Genomic DNA, 16,452 nt, shown 5'->3' with positions numbered 1-16,452 from the left:
GTGAATAGGTCATTACTCGGAACCAAGGAGATGCAAGTCATGGCTATCCCTCGCAGGATGAACCTCGGCAACGACCTGGTGTTCTCGGCTGGCGCGTTCATCGTGGGCGCGGTCGAGCAGGTCCAGGACTGGGAGGCGGCACCGCTCCCGGATGGGACCCGGCCGCAGAAGATCGACAAGGAGACCGGTCTGCCGACCTGGACCGTTCCGGTCCTCGACGCTGACCCGGAGGCGGGGAAGAACGACAAGACGGTCAACGTCAAGATCCTCTCCAAGCACCAGCCGGTGCCCCCGCCCAACGACACGGGTCTGCCGTTCGTCCCGGTCGTGTTCACCGAACTCGTGGGCGTCCCGTGGATCGACGACTCCGGCCCTCGGCCGAAGTTGATGTGGTCGCTCTCCGCGCTGGGCATGGAGGCCCCCGGCGCTCGTAAGCCCGCTGCCGGTACGACCTCGAAGGCGGCTGCGTGATGTGGGCCGACCTGGAGTTCCTGGGCAGCGTGATGGAGCGCCTACCGCAGATCGATGTCCGGTCCCCGGGGCTGGTCTCGCTCGAAATCCTCGAGGACGGCAGCACGTTCGGCGGTAAGCGACTGCTCGCCGATGTGCGGGTCACCATGCGCACCATCACCGAGGCTCAGACGCTGGCGGACGCGCTCGGCCTGACGGGGCACTACCAAGGCCCGGTCATCGACGGCCAGGTCATGCACGACTGGGTCGGCCTGGTCGACCACGCCACTGACCGTCCGATCGACGTCAGCGTCGTCGCATACGAGCACGCCGACGAGACCACCGAGGCGACCACCGAGGCGAGGGCCTGATGGGCACCGCGCTCGGCGTCGTGATGGTCCTCGGCCTGCTCTACGTCCTGGCCCGCGTGCTCTTCGACTGAGCACGCCGTGGCACCCCGAAGGCTCCCGCTGGCCGTCGCGTGAAGGGAAGCGCGTGGCGGCTGGCGGGACTCCACCCCGGCAACTCTGGAAGGCAGCAAGTCATGAACGAAACACTCGTCTACAGCCTCGGCGGCCTGGCCGCTCTGGCGCTCGCGGTCCTGATCGCGATCCCCGCCACACGGAAACCGACCCTCGCGGCCCTGGTCTGGGTGGGCATGCTCGCCCGCCGCACCTGGTGGTGGCTGGTCTTCCGGTTCACCTGGAAGTCCCTGGCCCGTGAGGCAGGTCTCTCCAAGCGGCGGACCAAGCGCGTGAAGCGCCTCGGTGTCGGGGAGGAATCGATCGAGAAGTGGCGCGACCCTCGCCTCAAGCGAGTCATCACCTCGCCGCACTCGGTAACGCTCAAGGTCCGCACCCGTCGCGGTCAGGCCCTGGCCGACCTGGAGGCCTTCGCGCCGAAACTGGCGGCGACCTATCAGGCCGATTCCTACCGGGTCTACCCCTCGAAGCGTCGCCCCGGCTCGACGGTGATGTTCGAGCTGGTGATGCGGGACCTGATCACCAAGCCTGCTACGGCCTCGATGCCTGAGCCTCGGATGCAAACCTCCTCGGTCCTGCTCGGCCGTCGTCAGAACGGCAAGCCGTTCCACCTCCAGATCGAGCAGCGGCACACCCTCGTCGTGGGCGCCTCCGGTGCCGGTAAGGGCTCGTTCCTGTGGGGCATCGTCGGCTCACTCTCGCCCGCTATCGCGGTCGACGCCGTACGGGCCTACGGGATCGACCTCAAAGGCGGCATGGAGTTGATGATGGGTGCTCCGCTGTTCACCAAGATTGCGGTCAAGGGTGAGCACGCGGTCGAGATGTTGCGCGAGTTCGTCTCCATCGCTGACCAGCGCACCGAAGCGCTGCAGGGCGTCTCTCGTAACCACAAGCCGGGTCCGGGTGACCCGCTCTATCTGCTCGTCATCGACGAACTCGCGTCGCTGACCGCCTACGCCGACCCGGAGATCAAGAAGGAGGCCGAGCGGCTCCTCAAGCGCCTGCTCTCGATCGGCCGCGCGGTCGGTGTCGTGGTGTGCGCGTTCGTCCAGGACCCCCGCAAAGAGGTCATCGACATGCGCGGTCTCTTCACCCAGACCATCGCGCTCCGGGTCCGCTCCGCGATGGAGACCAACATGGTCCTCGGTGACGGCATGGCCACCCAGGCAGCCGCACACCGCATCCTCAAGGCCGCCCAGGGCACCGCCTGGATCATCGACGAGGACGGCTCCACCGACCGCATCAGGGCCGACTACTGGCCCGATGAACTGATCCGGCGTCTTGCATCGCTCTACCCCGCGACCCCGGACCTGGTGACCATCCCGGACGCCGTCGACGCCTCGGGTATGCCGCTCTCCCTCACCGATGGGGGTGCGCGATGACTACCCCGGCATGGATGGAGCACGCCGCCTGCACGACTAAGGAGAAGCGCGGCCTGCCCTGGACGACCGACACCAGCGGGGCCCCCACGGTCCTGGTCGACCTGATGCGGGAGACCTGCGACGGCTGCCCCGTCCGCCTCGCCTGCCAGGCCTACGCCAACCGCAACCGCGTCACCGGTGGCTGGTGGTGCGGCGTCGACCAGGCCCCCGCGCCAGAGGACCTGCTCGACCTGCTCGACGCTCTCCCGGCTGCCTCGATCAAGGGGGCGGCATGAACGCGACGACCTGCACCGCGACCAAGGACACCAACGTCCACAACCACACCTGCGACCAGGACCCGCTCCACGAGGTCCGCCACGGGCACCACTGCCCCGGCTGCGACGTGTGGTGGCTCCAGACCGCCAACCCCACCCGCTCCACGGTCACCGCTGACGGTCAGGGGCTGTTGTGGTGACTGCCCTGTCTGGCTCGACCCTGGATGCACCGGGCATCCACAGTGACGCATCGTCCTCGACGGGTGGGACGATCTCCTACCCGTACGGGGAGGATGCGCCGCTGGATCTGTCCGGCCTCTCCGACGCCGAGTTCGCCTCGACCGCCGCACGCCTCCTGGACGGCACCTTCGACGCCTGGTCCGACACCGCCGCATCGGTCGGCTACTGCGCCCACCCCATCCGGCTCACCGGAGCCTCGGAGACCTTCGACGCCCGAACCGGGGATCTCGTCGGCACCTTTGCGTCCGCGAATGCCCCGCTCGGGGTGCTCTACCGTCCCTGCGGCAACCGCCGCGCCGATGTGTGCCCAGCCTGCTCCCGGGTCTACGCCCGCGACACCTTCGCCATGATCAACGCTGGCCTCGTCGGCGGGAAGACGATCCCGGACACGGTGGCAGACAACCCGCTGCTCTTCGTCACCTTCACCGCCCCCACCTTCGGCCACGTCCACGGACCCCGGCCCAAGAACGGCCAACGTGTTGGCGGAAGGTGTCGGCCACGCTCGGCCAGGCCCGGACAGCCGGTGACCTGCGAACACGGCCGCCCTCTGGGCTGCATGGCAATCCACGACGAGGACGACTCCGCCAATGGCGCGCCACTGTGCCACGAGTGTCACGACCTCGACTCCGCCATTGTCTGGCAGTGGCACGCCCCCGAGTTGTGGCGACGCACCACCATCGCCCTACGCCGTGCCTTGGCTGATCACCTCGGCGTCACCGAGACCCGACGCAAGCCCACCAAGAAGAACCCCACCCCGCTGCCCTGCCTGGCCGACGTCGCCGCGGTTCAGTTCGCCAAGGTCGCCGAATACCAAGCCCGTGGCCTCGTCCACTTCCACGCCCTCATCCGCCTCGACGGCCCGGACGGTCCCGGGTCACCAGCTCCGATCGACGGTCACGCCCTCGGTCGGCTCCTGGAGCACGCGGCCGGCCGAATCGAGTTCACCGCCGACCCCATCGACGCCGACGACCCCGCCCGGGTCCTGCGCTGGGGACAGCAGCTCGATATCCGCGTGGTCCGCGACGGGCACCGCACCGACGACCCCAACGGCCCTCTCACCCCCGGCCAGGTCGCCGGGTACCTCGCCAAGTACGCCACCAAGGACGCCAACTCGATCAAGGGCAACGGCGACCAGGACGGCCGCGAACACCTCGCCGCCTTCGCCTCGAGGTGCCGCGAACTCGCCGCCAGGTCCCGCCGCCACTACGGGCTGCACACCGACCGGGACGGCAAGGACAACAACCCCTACTTCTACCTGGGCAAGTGGGCTCACATGCTCGGCTTCCGGGGCCACTTCTCCACCAAGTCCCGCCGCTACTCCATCAGCCTTGGTCGCCTGCGTCGTGCCCGGGCCAAGTACCGCCAACTCATCGAGGCCTCCAAGACCGACCACGACGCCCGCGCCGCGCTGCTCGACCTCGGCGAACTCGAAGCCCGCCTCCTGGCCGAAGACGAAGACACCACCCTCGTCATCTCCCGATGGGCCTTCGAAGGCGTCGGCTGGACCCACCCCGGCGACGAAGCCCTCGCCCTCGCCGCTGCTGCCCGTGCCCGTGAGTACGACCAGTGGAAAGCCCAGACCAAGAACACCACCAACGAGAAGGGGAAGTGAGATGGATGAGAAGTTGCTCTACCGGATCAGCGAGGTTGCGTTTTACCTCAGCCTCAGCCGGTCGAAGACGTACGAACTGGTGCGGGTCGGACACTTGCCCTCGGTGAAGATCGATGGCATCCGTCGCGTCCGTGGCTCGGACGTGGTGCAGTACGTCGAGGGTCTGAGGGCCGCCTGATGGGGAAGGTGAAGGACGGCATCGTCAAGCGTGGAAACACGTGGTCCTACGTCATCCGGGTGACGGATGCCAACGGCGTCAGCAAGCCGAAGTGGAAGGGCGGCTTTGCCACTGCCGATGAGGCCAAGGACGCTCGCGATGAGGCGCGTGTTGCTGCTCGTCGTGGTGAGTTCGTACACCGGAAGTCGACGACCGTTGAGGAGTACCTGGCTCAGTGGCTCGAAGCGCACCGGATGGAGATCCGACCGAAGACGGCTGAGGACTACCGGCTGATGATCGCGCGCTACATCGTTCCCCGCCTCGGCAAGATGCGCCTCCAGTCGGTGAAGCCCGCGACCCTGAGCACCTTCTACGCCTACCTCCTGCGGGAGGGCGGAAAGGACGGTGGCCCGCTGTCTCCTCGGACGGTCAACTACGTGCATTCGGTCCTCCGGAAAGCACTCAACGATGCCGTCAACACAGATCAGATCCTGGCCAGCAACCCGGCGCTCAAGGCCAAGCGCCCTAAGTCACAAGGGGTGACCGCAGTGCATGACATCTGGGACGCCAAGCAACTAGCCCGGTTCCTCGACGCTGTAGCGGCTGATCGGCTCGGGCCGTTCTTCCGGGTCGCGGCCTACACCGGCGCTCGACGAGGCGAGCTCTTCTATCTCCAGTGGTCGAACGTCGTCCTCGACGGCTCAGACCCGCACATCTGGATCCGGGGCTCAACGGCGATCGTTCGTGGCCACCGCGTCGACGGAGGAACCAAGACCGGCCGTGCTCGCCGCGTCAGCATCGATGCTGGAACCGTGGCCGTTCTCCGATCCCACAAGGAGCGCCAGGAGAAGGAGCGCGAACTGGTCGGGGCCTCCTGGCCGGACAACGACCGGGTGTTCCGGATGGAGATGGGTACGCCGCTGCGGACTGACCTTCCCGGCGAGATTATGCGCCGCGTCATCAAGGGCCTTCACACCTCGCAGAACCCGCTTCCGTCGATCCGTCTCCACGACCTCCGCCACGTCCACGCGACGTTGCTGCTGAAAGCCGGTGTGCCGGTTCACGTCGTCGCTGCTCGTCTCGGGCACCGCGATCCCTCGATGACCCTCCGCGTCTACGCGCACGTTCTGAGCGACCAGGGCGCGAGCGCTGCTCAGACGTTTGCAGACATCTTCCTCGAGGACGACGAGGACGACAACGAGGACGGGAATCAGTGATGCGTGTTAGCAACGGCGTTAGCAAGCGGGCCGGTTCCGGCACCTCGCTCCCCCGCCAGACGGGGCGATTCACGCTCAAGAATGGCTCCCCGGGTAGGAGTCGAACCTACGTCGCTAGTCCTGATTCAAAGTCAGGCGGGCCCTGCCGGCAGACCAACCGGGGAACGTACGCCGAAACGCACGGGACAACTGTAGACGGCAGCGCCCCTGCCCCGCGCACTGACGCTGCGAGTCAGAGGAGGTCGGCGACCTTCTGAGCCGTCTCCTTGGCCGAGCCAGGGTTCTGGCCGGTGACGAGGTTGCCGTCGACGACCGCGTACGAGACGAACGGGAGCTTGGCCTTCTCATAGAGCGCGCCGCGCTTCTTGGCCTCCTCCTCGGCGTTGTACGGCACGAGCTTGTCGACGCGAGCGAGGACCTCCTCCTGCCACGCGAAGCCCGTCATCTTGCGGCCGGCGATGAGGTAGGAGCCGTCGGAGAGACGGGTGTTGAGCAGACCGCAGTAGCCGTGGCAGACGGAAGAGACGATGCCGCCGCGCTCGAAGATCTCGCGGGTGATGCGCTGGAGCCCCTCGCTGTCGGGGAAGTCGTACATGACCGCATGTCCGCCGGTGAAGTAGATGGCGTCGTAGTCGGCGGAGTCGACATCCTCAGGTGCCAGCGTGTTCTCCAGCAGCCCCATCCGCTCCGACGAAGCCCGCCAGGCCTTGGCGGTCTTGTCGTAGCTGGGGAACTTCAGCGCCCGCGGCTCGAGCGGCACCGCTCCCCCGGCGGGGCTGACGAGAGTCTGCTCGAAGCCGTGCTCCTCGAAGGCGTCCCAGGCGTGGGTGAGCTCGGAGAGCCACAGACCGGTCGGATGCGACGGGTCGTCGTAGTGACCGACGTTGGTGACGACGTTCAGGATGCGCTTGGTCATGCCCTGGTCTCCTTCGTGCGGGCCCGGCTCACCGGACGCCGGTCCTTCGTAGGGTCTTCAGTGCGAGCGTAAGGATCCGGGACCACTGATCGTGGTTGATCGCGCTCGGCGGGGTGAATCCCTGAATTCGCTCGTGAGCGACGGTCTGGGCCTCGGTGTACTTGAGCAGCCCGTCGGCGCCGTGACGACGGCCGAGTCCGGAGTCGCCCATCCCGCCCATCGGGGCGTCGATGCTGCCCCAGGCCGCGGCGAAGGCCTCGTTGACGTTGACCGTGCCGGCGTGGATACGAGCCGCGACGGCCCGCCCACGTGCGCCGTCGCGAGTCCAGACGCTGGCGTTGAGTCCGTACGCCGTGGAGTTGGCCATCCTGACCGCGTCGTCGATCTCGGTGTAGCGGTAGATCGAGACGACCGGGCCGAAGGTCTCGTGCTCGAACAGGGTCATCTCCGGGGTGACGTCGGCGAGGATCGTCGGCTCGTAGAACAGCGGCCCGAGGTCAGGGCGCGGCGTCCCGCCGGCGAGCAGCGTCGCGCCCTTCGCGACGGCGTCCTCGACGTGGGTGGAGACGGTCTCGAGCTGCGAGGTGGTCGTCAGGCTGCCGACATCGATGCTGTAGTCGTACGCCGCGCCGATCCGGAGCTCCTTCGTCCTGGCCGCGAACCGGGAGACGAACTCGTCGTAGATCTGGTCGGGGACGTACATCCGCTCGATCGAGACGCACAGCTGGCCGGCAGAGGGGAAGCTCGCGGCGATGGCACCCTTGACAGTCCGATCGATGTCGGCGTCCGGGAGGACGATCATCGGATTCTTGCCACCGAGCTCGAGGGAGGCACCGATCAGGCGCGCGCCCGCCTGCTGCGCGATGTGGCGGCCGCTGGCGGTGGAGCCGGTGAACATCACGTAGTCGCCGTTGGCCAGAAGCGGGTCACCCAGGACACTGCCGCGCCCGATGACCATCTGCCACACATCGGCCGGCAGACCGGCCTCCTTCAGCAGGTCCAGTGCCCACAGCGCGGTGACGGCGGTCTGGGTATCGGGCTTCTGGACCACGGCATTGCCGGCCAGCAGGGCGGGGATCGCATCGCCGGCCGCCATCGAGAGCGGGTAGTTCCACGGCGAGATGACCGTGACCACGCCCTTGGGGTGGTGCAGCTCGGTGGTGTGGGTGAGCAGCGGAAGCGCACCCTTGCGGCGCTTCGGGTCGAGGAGCCTCTCCACGCTGCGGGCGTAGTAGCGGGCCGTGATCGCGATGTCCATGATCTCGAGGAACGCATCGCGGCGGGTCTTGCCGTTCTCGGCCTGCATCAGGTCCAGGCCCTGCTCCTGCCTCTCCAGGACGAGGTCGTGGAAGCGGAGGAAGATCCGCTTGCGCTCGCTGATCGGGGTGGCGGCCCAGCCGACCTGCGCGGCGCGGGCCCGCTCGAAGGCCGCCTCCACATCCTGGGAGGTGGAAGACGGGAGCTCGGCGAGGGGCTCGCCCGTGTACGGAGCGGTGGTGGTGACCGTGGCGGCTCCCGGAGCCGCGGTGACCTGGCTCGCGAGCCGGTTCAGCAGCGCGGGCGTGATGGTGGCGGGAAGGCCTGCCCCGCGAACCGGGGCGGCAGCGTGATCGATGGACATGTCGGATCTCCAGGTGGTCGAAGCGCTAGGCGGTGGCCCGGACCGAGATCGGCACGGGCATGTGGAGGGCGGCCTGGGCCTCGGTGGCGACGTCGAGGCGGAGCGTACGCATCGGCTCGAGGGCGCGGATGTCGTCGGACATGCGGCCCTCGCCGAGCTGGAGCTCGACACCGCGCGGCAGGGTCGCGCTGCCGGCGGCGAGGATGTTGGTCTGGTTGAGCGTCGACTGCCAGCGGCCGCCGAGCTCGGTGTAGGACGTCAGCGACGAGACCCGCTCACCCGAGCGGAAGGTGGTCTGCGCCGGCGTGGGCGCGGAGAAGGCGACATCGACCCCGCCGGTCGCGTTGGCGACCCGGGCGGTGCTGGTCGAGGTGTCGATGTCCACGTCGAGCTCGGTTACCCATTTCGGGAAGCCGTAGCCGTCGTGACCACGCACCTGCGCGATGTCGGTGTTGACCGGCAGGGAGAAGACGTACGAGTGCAGGTGGTCGTTCTTCAGGTCGGTGACGAGGTCGAGGAATCCGAGCCGTCCGTGCCGCGCGGGCCGGACCGCGACGCCCACCGCGGCCTCGGTGTAGAAGTCGATGTCGGCGATGTCGTAGCGAAAGAAGATGACCGAGGCGAGGCCGATGCCCGGGACGAGCTCCAGCGGCTCGAGCTCCTCGGGCAGGCGGGCTCGGATCGCCGAGGAGCGGGCCAGCATGGTCAGCCGGGCCGAGGACATCCGGTAGTAGAAGTTCGGCGTGTACGTAGGTCCGATCGGTGAGTCGACCTGGGTCTTGGAGAGGCGACGGAAGAAGTCGACGCCGCTGACCCGTGGGTCGCGGGCGATCTCGTCGAGATCGGGGTTCATCCGGTAGCGGTCGTAGAGCCCACCGCGGGGCACCTCGACCGTACGCTCACCCAGCCGCGCGGTCACGGTCTGCTGTCCGGGCTGTTGTTCGGTGGCAGCCATCAGGATCTCCTCAATGTTAGCAACGCTTACATGAAGAGCCTACGCAGCAATGTAAGCACCGTCAACACTGGCCGGAGTGGCGGCCGCCACTCCCTGCTAGTCGGCGCGCGCGGCGAGGATCGCGGCGAACGCAGCCCGAACCCGATCCCCGATCTCCTCGGTCGAGTCCGCCTGAAGCTTGCCGTCCATGTAGAGGTAGGCCATCCCGTGCGCCAGCGCCCAGCCGGCCGACGCGAGCGCATCGGCATCGACATCCGGGAAGACCCGCGTCATGGCCGCGGCGAGCAGGTCGTGGATCTCGGCAGCAGCCTCGACCCGCTCCGCACTGCCCGTGTCGCACGCGTTGCCGAACATCACCCGGAACAGCGCCGGACGACGCAGGGCGAACTCGACGTACGCGACGGCGAGCTCGCCCAGATCAGCAGCAGAGGCCGGAAGCTCACGGCCTTCGGTCAGATCGACCTTCAGGTCGCGCAGCCCCTGTGCCGCCAGCGCGGACTCCAGGGCGTCGCGGTCCTTGAAGTGGCGGTAGGGCGCCGTCGGCGAGACCCCCGCCTCGCGCGCGAGCGCACGCAACGAGAACGGCTCACCCTCTTCGAGCATCCGCATCGCGGCCGTCAGGAGCGAGGCCCGGAGATCGCCGTGATGATAGCCACTCTTCTCAGAAGTTGACACTGCTTACATCCCTTTCTACGCTCATGTGAGCACCGTAAACATACCGCACTCAGGAGCAGTTCATGTCATCCGTATTCGAGCAGTTCGCCCTTCCCAACGGCTCCGTGCTCCCGAACCGGCTGGCCAAGGCCGCCATGGAGGAGAACATGGCCGCGGCCGGTCAGCTCCCGGACGCCTCTCTCGTCCGGCTCTACCGCCGCTGGAGCCAGGGCGGGGTCGGTCTGATCATCACCGGCAACGTCATGGTCCACGCGGAGGCGCTCACCGGACCCGGGGGTGTCGTTCTCGACGCCGAGTCGCCGCTGGCCCCGTTCCGGGAGTGGGCGACCGCCGCGAAGAGCGGGGGTTCGCAGGTGTGGATGCAGATCAACCACCCCGGGCGCCAGGTGGGCGCGAACATGCCCGGCGTCGCCTGGGGTCCCTCGGCCGTACGCGTCGACCTCGGCAAGAACACCAAGCGGTTCGCCCAACCCGTCGAGATGACCACGACGCAGATCGAGGAGACCGTCGCGCGGTTCGCCGAGACCGCCCGCCGAGCCGAGGAGGCCGGGTTCGACGGCGTCGAGATCCACGCCGCCCACGGCTACCTGCTCTCCCAGTTCCTCTCGCCCCTGGCCAACCAGCGCACCGACCGGTGGGGCGGCGACCTGGCCAACCGGGCCCGCCTCCTGCTCGACGTCGTCCGGGCCGTACGCGCAGTGGTCTCCCCCGGCTTCGCCGTCGCGGTCAAGCTCAACTCCGCCGACTTCCAGCGCGGTGGATTCGACGCCGAGGACGCCAAGGCGGTCATCGAGATGCTGGCACCCCTGGGCGTCGACATCGTGGAGCTCTCCGGTGGCAGCTACGAGGCCCCGGCCATGACCGGCCAGGCCAAGGACCAGCGGACCCAGGCCCGCGAGGCGTACTTCCTGACCCTCGCCGAGGACCTGGCCCGGACCAGCCCGCTGCCTCTGATGCTGACCGGTGGAATCGTCCGGCGTCCCGTCGCCGAGGAGGTCCTCGCCGGCGGCGTCGACCTGGTCGGCATGGGCAGCGCCCTGGCGGTCGACCCCGACCTGCCGAACACGTGGCGCCACGACGCCGAGGCACGCGTCGACCTGGCGCCGGTCCGGATCGAGGACAAGGCCGTCGCCTCGGCTGCGAGCATGGCCCGCGTACGCCAGCAGCTGCGCCGTCTCGGCGCCGGCCGCCGCACCCGCCCCGGCATGGATCCCAAGCTCGCCCTTGCCAAGGAGACCTTCCTCCAACGCCGCGCCCTGCGCCGCTACCGTACGTGGCTCCAGACCCGCACCGCCTGACCCGCCCTGCCTGACCCGTCGAGCAGTGTCGTTCAACGCCGGATAGAGAGCGTTTGGATGCGGTAGGTTGCCAATATGCTCATCATCGCGATCATCCTGTTCGGCATCGTGGCAGGCGGCCTGGCACAGCTCGTTCTCGGTCGGTCGATGAAGGAGATCGATTGGACCACGGCGGCGGTGACGGGCTTGCTGGGCTCCTTCGTCGGTGGCCTGGGGCTCAGCCTCGCGACCGGCAACGGCCTGGATCTCCACCCGACCGGGTTGGTCGGGTCGTTCCTTGGAGCCCTGCTTCTCACGTGGGCGTGGGGGTTCTGGCGCCGGTCGCGTCAGAGCCAGTGATCATCGGATCCTCCGAGCAGCGCGCCCACGCCACCCGCTACGGGTGATGCCGCCGAGCCATGACCGTTCGAGAGTGGAAGCTCAACCACCAAGGAGCGGATGTCATGTCAGACGAGACCAACACGCCCGATGTCGAGGTGAGCGCGGCCTCCGTGTCGGACGGCGCCTACACCCTCATCATCGCGGACTTCAGCAACACCGACATGGCGTGGGAGGCGTATGAGGCCCTCAAGTCGGCCGAGAACGGCCGCACCGTCGAGATCGAGGGCGTCATCGTGGTCAGGCGATCGGCCGAGGGCAAGCTGGAGATCCAGAAGGCAACCGACCACAGCACGAAGTCAGGACTCAAGTGGGGCGTCGTCGGCGGCGTCGCGCTCGGCGTGATCTTCCCGCCGTCGATCCTCGGCAGCGCGGCCGTGGCCGGCGGCGCTGGAGCCTTCGTCGGGAAGCTGCGGCAGCGCCACCACAACCACGAGCTCGAGCAGAAGCTCGAGAATGCGATCACACCAGGACACTCCGGCCTGCTCGCCCTGGTCTCAGACCCCGGCGAGGTCAAGATCCGCAAGGCCCTCGAGCGGGCGGAGACCATCGTCGAGTCCACCGTCGCGAAGGTCGAGGCAGAGGACATCAAGGCCGCGGCCAAGGAGATCCAGGGCGCACACGCCTGAGCGCAGGGCGGCGGAGCATCCGACCCGGCGATCAGGCGACGTCGCGGCGCAGGGACACGGCCGCAGCCAGGGCCGAGGAGGCCAGGGCATAGCCGAGAAGCACGAGCGCACCCACCAGCGGCGTCTGGACGACGGGGCCGTTCACACCGGCCTCGGCCGCGATCATCTCCAAGAGCGCGGTCGACCCGGTGAGCGCGGACGTGGCTCCACCCGGAAGGAACGGATAGACGTTGTTGGCTCCCGGGAGAATCATCATCAGGTTGTCCACGAGATAGAAGTACCCCAAGGCGATCCCGATCGCGAGCATCTGGTGGCGCGCGACAGCTCCGATGCCGACACCCAGCAGCATGTAGATGGCTGCGGCGGCGCCGTACCTCGCCGCGGTGCCGAGAATGGCACCGAGCCCGAGCCCCGGCTCGATCCCGTACGCGAAGGTCCCTGCATAGATCCCGGCGACCGCGGAGAACGCCAGGACCAGCCCGTACGCCAGGCCGAGGCCCGCGTAGGCGATCAGCTTGGCCACCAGCACCCGGCCTCGATTCGGGATCGCGAGGAAGGTGGTGGCTACGGTGCGATGCCGGTATTCGCCGGTGATCGCCACGGTGCCGATCAGCGCAGGTACGAAGAGGGCGACGCCGAGAAGGCCCAGGACACCGGAGACGCCGTCGACCGTGTCCAGCCCAGGCATCGGCGGGGTGGTGTTCTCCGGACCGGTCAGGGCGACGAGAGCGGTGAGCAGGCCACCGCACGCCATCGCGGCCGCCAGCGTCCACAGGGGCAGCCGGGTCCTGGTCAGCCGGACCACCTCACCTCGGATCGCGTCCTTCAGCTGTCGCATGCCATCTCCTCCTCGATCATGCTCAGGTAGGCCTCCTCGAGCGAGGCGTGCTCACCGGTGAAGTCGCTCAGAGCACCGGACCAGCGCGTGCGGCCGCCCTCGACGAGCACCAGATCGTCGATGACCTGTTGCAGCTCGGTGAGCACATGACTGGACACCAGCACCGTCCCGCCGGCATCGGCGAAGGCTCGCAGCAGACGGCGCAGCCACACGATGCCCGAAGGGTCCAGGCCGTTGGTCGGCTCATCGAGGATCAGCCCGGACGGTCGGCCCAACAGAGCCGTCGCCAACGCCAGCCGCTGGCGCATCCCGGTCGAGAAGCCGCGGACTCGTCGGCGCGACACCGAGCTCAGGCCGGTCTCCTCGAGCACGTGCTCGACCCGAGCGCCGGGCACACCGATCAGGGCGGCCTGAGTCTGCAGGTGCCCGCGAGCGGTCATCCCCGGATGGGCCCCGGCCAGATCGCCGACGACGCCCAGGACCCGGGACGGAGAGCTCAACGCGCCGTAGGGCACCCCATCGATAGTCGCGGTGCCCTGATCCGCACGGGCGAGTCCGGTGAGGATACGCAAGGTCGTGCTCTTGCCCGCGCCGTTCGGCCCGATGAAGCCGGTCACCCGCCCCGGCAGAGCGACCAGATCGACCCGGGTCAGCGCCGGCACCGGCCCGAAGGACTTGGCCAGACCTTCGGCCCGCAGTGTGGGGCCGGACAGCACCCCGCTCCCCTTCGCCGCGACACCCGCGGCCACAGCGGCACTCATGACCGAGCCAGAGTGTCGAGCGCCGCGGCCAGCTCAACGGCCTCCGGAGTGCTGACCAGCAGCTCGTCGAAGCCGGCACCGACCTCCCGGTCACGCAACCGGATCCGCAGCAGGGGCAGCCCACGCGTCATCGAGACCAGCCTGCGGGTGCCGTCGGGATGCCGAAAGGTGCCCAGCTTGCGGAACCCCGAGATGACCAGACCCGAGCGCCAGCCCAGGACCTCGGAACTCCATCCCGACAGCACCTCCACCGACTCGACGGCACCGACCGCGACGGAGTATCCCGCGCGGCCGGCCATCAGCCGCTCCCAGCCAGGAAAGGTCAGCGTCAGCACGCTGTCCTGGACATTGAGGATGGTCATCTCATCTCCTAGAATATACTCAGATCAGGAACATTCTAAGAATGAGAATAATGGGAGTCAGATGCCGCCGCAAGGCAATATCTCTGAGGTCGTTGCCCACCCCGTACGACTGCGGGTCCTGCAGGCGGTGGGGGGTCGCGATCTGACCACCGCCCAACTCCGGGACCTGCTGACAGATGTCCCTCAGGCCACGCTGTATCGACACATCGCCACGCTCGTCGAGGCCGGCTTCCTCGCCGTGGCGTCGGAGCGGCGGGTGCGCGGCACGGTCGAGCGCACCTACACGCTGGGCGAGCGGATGGCTCACGTCGAGAAAGCCGAGCTGGCGACGCTCTCCGACGAGCAGATCCAAGCGGGCTTCCTCGCCTTCATCGGCGAGCTGCTTCGTACGTTCGAGGGTTCACTCGCTCTCGGCGAGGTGACCCGCAGCCACCTCGGGTTCGGCACGGGCGCGCTGTACGTCGACGAGGAGGACCTCGTGCGGATCCAGCAAGGATTCAACGATCTCATCGCCCCGTACGTCGGCGAGACGACCGGGAAGCAGCGCGTGATGCTGTCCACGGTGCTCCTGCCGACCGAGTAGCGCCGTACGTCCCAACGACACGATGGGGTGCTACGCCGCGATCGCACTCGTCAACGAAGATCCTGAGCCTCAGCCGACGACCTTCAGGTCACGCTCGGTGTTGTTCAGACGTCTGCCGCCCTCCTCGGTGACCGTGACGATGTCCTCGATGCGGACCCCGAACTCTCCGGGGAGGTAGATGCCGGGCTCGACCGAGAAGCACATCCCCGGCACCAGCGGCTGCTCTTCGCCCTCGATCATGTACGGCGGTTCATGGGTCGTGGTGCCGATGCCGTGGCCGGTGCGGTGGATGAACCGCTCGCCGTACCCGGCGTCGGTGATCACCTGTCGAGCGGCCCGGTCGATCTCCTGGCAGGCGACGCCTGGGCGGACCGCTTCGAAGCCTGCCTGCTGCGCTGCGCGGACAACTTCGTGGACCTCGCGGATCAGAGCGGAAGGTTCGCCCACGCACACCGTACGGCTGGTGTCCGAGCCGTAGCCGTACATCAGCCCACCGAAGTCGAGGACGACAGCATCACCGACCTCGATGGTGCGGTCGCCGGCCTCGTGGTGAGGGTTGGCGCCGTTGGGGCCCGAGCCGACCACCGTGAAGTCGACCTGCTCGTGACCGGACTCCCGCAGCAGGCGGGCCAGGTCGGCAGCCACCTCCGTCTCCTTCCGGCCGGCGAACCGGACTCCGAGGATCTGCTCGTAGACCGCGTCCGCGGCGGCCCCGGCGGCTGCCAGCCGGGCGAGCTCGTTGGCGTCCTTCACCGCCCGCAGCATGGGGAGGGCCTGCGTCAGCGACCGGTAGGAGGATGCGGGCAACGCGCTCTGCAGCCCGAGCAGGTGCATCGCCCAGGCGGAGTCGGCGATTCCCATCGTCGCGTGCGAGGGGATCAAGGTGCTCGCTCGCGCGAACGGATCCTCACCGTCCGCCCAGTCGACGATCTGGAGGCCCGGTGCACCCACGGCACCCTCGGCATCCGGCCGCTCCAGGGTCGGTACCAGCAGGGTCGGCTGCTGACCAGGAGTGAGGATGAGCACCGTCAACCTCTCGGTGATGGCCGTGGGCTGGTAGCCGGTGAGCCAGATCAGGTCGGGGCCGGGCGTGACGAGGAGCCCGTCCAGCCCCGCATCAGTCGCGTCGGCCACGGCCCGGCTCATCCGGGCCGCGTAGTCCTTGGCCGTGATCGGCGTGGCGTCACTCATCCGGATTCCCTCCACCGTGGTCTGTCAGCTCGCCTCATCAGCCGCCCAACGCTTCGCAGCCTCGAGGTCAGCGAGCCGGAACGCGCGCGCCTGCCCCGGCCACAGGACACTGAAGACTCTGACCATCGGACCCGCCCAGCGTGCGTCGGTCACGATCGCGATCCGCTCGAACGAGGTCGGGTGACGAACACCGAGCTTCAGGTCCTCCCAGGCCGCGTCGTCGTCGTACTCGTCGAACTCAGGACCGAGGACATAGACGAGACGGACCTTGCCGTGCTTCGCGATGGCCGCGTCGACGGCGGGCAGCACGACGTCTCGATAGTCCTCTTCCTCCACGTCACCGATGGCCTCGAGGCCGAGAACCCCTGCTGGCATCCCACTCAGGAGCTTGATCATAGAAGCCGACGCTAACCACAGCGGAGCAGGCACGAATCACCCCTCGCGGATGAGG

At 68.2% G+C, this 16,452-nt stretch carries 21 protein-coding genes and 1 tRNA gene; 12 read left to right on the top strand and 10 right to left on the bottom strand.

Annotated elements, in window-relative coordinates; translation table 11 throughout:
* The first annotated feature begins 39 nt into the window (after positions 1-39).
* The 8 genes from ACW14X_RS19770 to ACW14X_RS19735 all read left to right on the top strand — a co-directional run bounded on the left by ACW14X_RS19770 (position 40) and on the right by ACW14X_RS19735 (position 5,794).
* Positions 40-471 (top strand): plasmid replication, integration and excision activator, encoded by a 432-nt coding sequence (locus tag ACW14X_RS19770; protein ID WP_457163034.1) that lies wholly within the window; start codon positions 40-42, stop codon positions 469-471.
* Positions 468-821: a hypothetical protein gene (locus ACW14X_RS19765; protein WP_457163033.1), complete on the top strand. Its 354-nt coding sequence runs from the start codon at positions 468-470 to the stop codon at positions 819-821. Before ACW14X_RS19770 ends, ACW14X_RS19765 begins: the two co-directional genes overlap by 4 nt.
* Before the next feature lie 173 nt (positions 822-994).
* Positions 995-2,314, top strand: a complete 1,320-nt coding sequence (locus ACW14X_RS19760; RefSeq protein WP_457163032.1) for an FtsK/SpoIIIE domain-containing protein — start codon at positions 995-997, stop codon at positions 2,312-2,314.
* The gene (locus ACW14X_RS19755; protein WP_457163031.1) at positions 2,311-2,589 is read left to right on the top strand and encodes a WhiB family transcriptional regulator; all 279 of its coding nucleotides are present in this window, start codon (positions 2,311-2,313) and stop codon (positions 2,587-2,589) included. Before ACW14X_RS19760 ends, ACW14X_RS19755 begins: the two co-directional genes overlap by 4 nt.
* Complete coding sequence (locus tag ACW14X_RS19750; RefSeq protein ID WP_457163030.1) at positions 2,586-2,768, top strand: hypothetical protein; 183 nt, start codon at positions 2,586-2,588, stop codon at positions 2,766-2,768. The genes ACW14X_RS19755 and ACW14X_RS19750 overlap by 4 nt, the downstream gene beginning before the upstream one ends.
* Complete coding sequence (locus tag ACW14X_RS19745) at positions 2,765-4,420, top strand: replication initiator (RefSeq protein WP_457163029.1); 1,656 nt, start codon at positions 2,765-2,767, stop codon at positions 4,418-4,420. Before ACW14X_RS19750 ends, ACW14X_RS19745 begins: the two co-directional genes overlap by 4 nt.
* Position 4,421: 1 nt before the next feature.
* Positions 4,422-4,598 carry a helix-turn-helix domain-containing protein gene (locus ACW14X_RS19740; RefSeq protein ID WP_189120686.1) on the top strand — a complete coding sequence of 59 codons (177 nt, stop codon included), beginning with the start codon at positions 4,422-4,424 and terminating at the stop codon, positions 4,596-4,598.
* Complete coding sequence (locus tag ACW14X_RS19735) at positions 4,598-5,794, top strand: tyrosine-type recombinase/integrase (RefSeq protein WP_457163028.1); 1,197 nt, start codon at positions 4,598-4,600, stop codon at positions 5,792-5,794. The genes ACW14X_RS19740 and ACW14X_RS19735 overlap by 1 nt, the downstream gene beginning before the upstream one ends.
* Before the next feature lie 82 nt (positions 5,795-5,876).
* Here the strand turns inward: ACW14X_RS19735 and ACW14X_RS19730 are convergent.
* The 5 genes from ACW14X_RS19730 to ACW14X_RS19710 all read right to left on the bottom strand — a co-directional run bounded on the left by ACW14X_RS19730 (position 5,877) and on the right by ACW14X_RS19710 (position 9,961).
* Positions 5,877-5,958 (bottom strand) — tRNA-Gln (locus ACW14X_RS19730).
* 68 nt (positions 5,959-6,026) lie between these two features.
* On the bottom strand, positions 6,027-6,710 hold the full coding sequence (locus ACW14X_RS19725; RefSeq protein ID WP_457163027.1) for a type 1 glutamine amidotransferase domain-containing protein: 684 nt from the start codon (positions 6,708-6,710) through the stop codon (positions 6,027-6,029).
* Between the two features lie 28 nt (positions 6,711-6,738).
* The gene (locus tag ACW14X_RS19720; RefSeq protein WP_457163026.1) at positions 6,739-8,331 is read right to left on the bottom strand and encodes a succinic semialdehyde dehydrogenase; all 1,593 of its coding nucleotides are present in this window, start codon (positions 8,329-8,331) and stop codon (positions 6,739-6,741) included.
* Between the two features lie 25 nt (positions 8,332-8,356).
* The gene (locus ACW14X_RS19715; protein WP_457163025.1) at positions 8,357-9,286 is read right to left on the bottom strand and encodes an acetoacetate decarboxylase family protein; all 930 of its coding nucleotides are present in this window, start codon (positions 9,284-9,286) and stop codon (positions 8,357-8,359) included.
* Positions 9,287-9,382: 96 nt separating this feature from the next.
* Positions 9,383-9,961: a TetR/AcrR family transcriptional regulator gene (locus ACW14X_RS19710; RefSeq protein WP_350840862.1), complete on the bottom strand. Its 579-nt coding sequence runs from the start codon at positions 9,959-9,961 to the stop codon at positions 9,383-9,385.
* Positions 9,962-10,023: 62 nt separating this feature from the next.
* Here ACW14X_RS19710 and ACW14X_RS19705 point away from each other — a divergent pair, with 62 nt between their 5' ends.
* From ACW14X_RS19705 to ACW14X_RS19695, 3 genes are all read left to right on the top strand, one after another.
* Positions 10,024-11,259, top strand: coding sequence for an NADH:flavin oxidoreductase/NADH oxidase family protein (locus ACW14X_RS19705; RefSeq protein WP_457163024.1), 1,236 nt, complete (start codon positions 10,024-10,026; stop codon positions 11,257-11,259).
* A 75-nt stretch (positions 11,260-11,334) separates the two neighbouring features.
* Positions 11,335-11,598, top strand: a complete 264-nt coding sequence (locus tag ACW14X_RS19700) for a GlsB/YeaQ/YmgE family stress response membrane protein (protein WP_400467502.1) — start codon at positions 11,335-11,337, stop codon at positions 11,596-11,598.
* A gap of 104 nt (positions 11,599-11,702) precedes the next feature.
* Positions 11,703-12,266, top strand: a complete 564-nt coding sequence (locus ACW14X_RS19695; RefSeq protein WP_350840858.1) for a DUF1269 domain-containing protein — start codon at positions 11,703-11,705, stop codon at positions 12,264-12,266.
* 31 nt (positions 12,267-12,297) lie between these two features.
* On the opposite strand, the gene ACW14X_RS19690 is transcribed toward ACW14X_RS19695, so the two are convergent.
* From ACW14X_RS19690 to ACW14X_RS19680, 3 genes are read right to left on the bottom strand one after another with little or no spacing between them, the layout of a single operon-like run.
* Positions 12,298-13,104 (bottom strand): ABC transporter permease, encoded by an 807-nt coding sequence (locus tag ACW14X_RS19690; RefSeq protein ID WP_457163023.1) that lies wholly within the window; start codon positions 13,102-13,104, stop codon positions 12,298-12,300.
* Entirely contained in the window at positions 13,092-13,865 is a 774-nt protein-coding gene (locus ACW14X_RS19685) for an ABC transporter ATP-binding protein (RefSeq protein WP_457163022.1), read from the bottom strand. Before ACW14X_RS19685 ends, ACW14X_RS19690 begins: the two co-directional genes overlap by 13 nt.
* A complete protein-coding gene (locus ACW14X_RS19680) occupies positions 13,862-14,227 on the bottom strand; it encodes a hypothetical protein (RefSeq protein ID WP_160027174.1) in 366 nt (121 codons plus the stop codon). The genes ACW14X_RS19685 and ACW14X_RS19680 overlap by 4 nt, the downstream gene beginning before the upstream one ends.
* Here ACW14X_RS19680 and ACW14X_RS19675 point away from each other — a divergent pair.
* Positions 14,220-14,810 carry a helix-turn-helix domain-containing protein gene (locus ACW14X_RS19675; RefSeq protein ID WP_457163021.1) on the top strand — a complete coding sequence of 197 codons (591 nt, stop codon included), beginning with the start codon at positions 14,220-14,222 and terminating at the stop codon, positions 14,808-14,810. The genes ACW14X_RS19680 and ACW14X_RS19675 overlap by 8 nt on opposite strands.
* A 69-nt stretch (positions 14,811-14,879) precedes the next feature.
* Here the strand turns inward: ACW14X_RS19675 and ACW14X_RS19670 are convergent, their stop codons facing one another.
* Both ACW14X_RS19670 and ACW14X_RS19665 read right to left on the bottom strand, forming a co-directional pair.
* Positions 14,880-16,001, bottom strand: coding sequence for an aminopeptidase P family protein (locus ACW14X_RS19670; protein WP_457163020.1), 1,122 nt, complete (start codon positions 15,999-16,001; stop codon positions 14,880-14,882).
* Between the two features lie 24 nt (positions 16,002-16,025).
* Entirely contained in the window at positions 16,026-16,397 is a 372-nt protein-coding gene (locus ACW14X_RS19665) for a SpoIIAA family protein (RefSeq protein ID WP_350840848.1), read from the bottom strand.
* Between the last annotated feature and the right edge of the window lie 55 nt (positions 16,398-16,452).

Source organism: Nocardioides sp. YJ-D4, assembly GCF_054031495.1.
Note: the sequence above shows the minus strand (reverse complement) of the source record. Positions and strands in the feature narration are given on the sequence as shown.